Genomic DNA, 1,650 nt, shown 5'->3' on the forward strand with positions numbered 1-1,650 from the left:
GGCGGCGGCCTGCTCGGCCTTCTCCACCCGGCGGCGCCGGCGCTCGGCCACGTCGCGGGCGTCCAGGGCGTCGGCCTCCTCGAGGGTGGGCGCCGTGCCTCCGGTGCGGGCCGGCTCCCAGCGGCGCAGGTGCTCCGGCATCGGGCCGTACTCGCCCTGCACCGCGCGCAGGAGATCGTCCATGACGTCGCGGAGGTGCTCGGTCGTCTGCAGCGGGTCGGCGTCCGGGGCCACGTGGATCGGCTCCCCCACCGCGATGGTCACCGGCGTGCCGGTGCGCCCCAGGTGACGCGGCAGGCCCTTGGTGGCCAGCACGTGCGAGCCCCAGTTCACCATCGGGACGACCGGCACCCCCGCCTCGGCGGCCATGCGCACCGCGCCGGTCTTGAAGCCCTTGAGCTCGAAGCTGCGGCTGATGGTGGCCTCCGGGAAGACGCCCACCAGCTCGCCGCGGCGCAGGGCGTCCACGCCGTGACGCAGGGCCGACCCGCCGGCGTCGCGGTCCACCTGGATGTGCCGCATGGAGCGCAGCATCGGGCCCAGCACCGGCTGGTCGAAGAGCTCCTTCTTGGCCATGAAGCGCACCTGGCGGCGGCGGTGGCGCACGGCCAGGCCGACGAAGACGTAGTCCAGGTAGCTGATGTGGTTGCACGCGATGACCGCACCGCCGGTGGCCGGTACGTTGTCCTGCCCCTCCACGCGGATGCGCAGGCCCTGCAGGGCGAACAGCGAGTAGGCCGGGGGCAGCAGCAGGTTGTAGAGCGTGCTCATGGGGCGCAGCCTACGTCCGGGGCGGGCCGAGCCGCCCACGTACCGTGGCCCCATGACCAGCCCCTGGGACCCCACCGGCGAGCTGCCCCGCCGCACCGCCGTGCGCTACGTGACCCCGCTGCGCGAGGGCGGCTCGATGCCGGGCGTGGTGGAGGCCGACGACCTGGGCACCTACGTCATGAAGTTCCGCTCCGCCGGACAGGGCGTCAAGGTGTTGGTGGCCGAGGTGGTGGTGGGCGAGCTGGCCCGCGCGCTGGACCTGCCCGTGCCGGAGATGGTGGCCTTGGAGCTGCCCGAGGCCCTTAGCCGCTACGAGCCCGACGAGGAGGTGCAGGACCTGCTGCGCGCCAGCATCGGGCTCAACCTGGGCACCGACTTCCTGCCCGGGGCGCACGGGTACGACGGGTCCGTGCCCCCGGCCCCCGAGGTGGCCGCGCGTCTGCTGTGGCTGGACGCGTTCACCGCCAACGTGGACCGCACCTGGAGCAATCCCAACCTGGTGGTGTGGCACGGGGTGCCGTGGCTCATCGACCACGGGGCGGCGCTGTACTTCCACCACGCCTGGCCGGGCACGGCCGCCGAGCACGCCCCGGACCCCGCGCGCTCCGCCCGGCAGCCCTTCGACGCCTCGCAGCACGTGACGGCCGCGGTGGTGCCCGCCGAGCCCGGCACCATGGCGCGGGTGCACGCCGAGCTTGCACCCCGCATCGGGCAGGCGGTGCGCGAGGCCGTGGCCGCGGTGCCCGGCGAGTGGCTGGAGACCACCGGGGGCCTGCCCATGGCCGATGCGGTGCGCGACGCCTACGTGGACTTCCTCACCGCACGTCTCGCGGGGGCCGAGCACTGGCTGCCGGGCGACGACGCGCTGGCCGCCGCGCG

2 protein-coding genes are annotated in these 1,650 nt (G+C 74.8%); one reads left to right on the forward strand and one right to left on the reverse strand.

Going from position 1 to position 1,650, the window contains the following annotated elements; translation table 11 throughout:
- On the reverse strand, positions 1 to 771 hold a 771-nt coding region (locus HMPREF3099_RS02135; RefSeq protein ID WP_070703547.1), incomplete at its 3' end, for a lysophospholipid acyltransferase family protein.
- A gap of 52 nt (positions 772 to 823) precedes the next feature.
- Here HMPREF3099_RS02135 and HMPREF3099_RS02140 point away from each other — a divergent pair.
- Positions 824 to 1,650, forward strand: an 827-nt coding sequence (locus HMPREF3099_RS02140) for a HipA family kinase (RefSeq protein ID WP_070703548.1), incomplete at its 3' end; no start/stop codon positions are given.

Source organism: Kytococcus sp. HMSC28H12 (assembly GCF_001816045.1).
Lineage (GTDB): Bacteria > Actinomycetota > Actinomycetes > Actinomycetales > Dermatophilaceae > Kytococcus > Kytococcus schroeteri.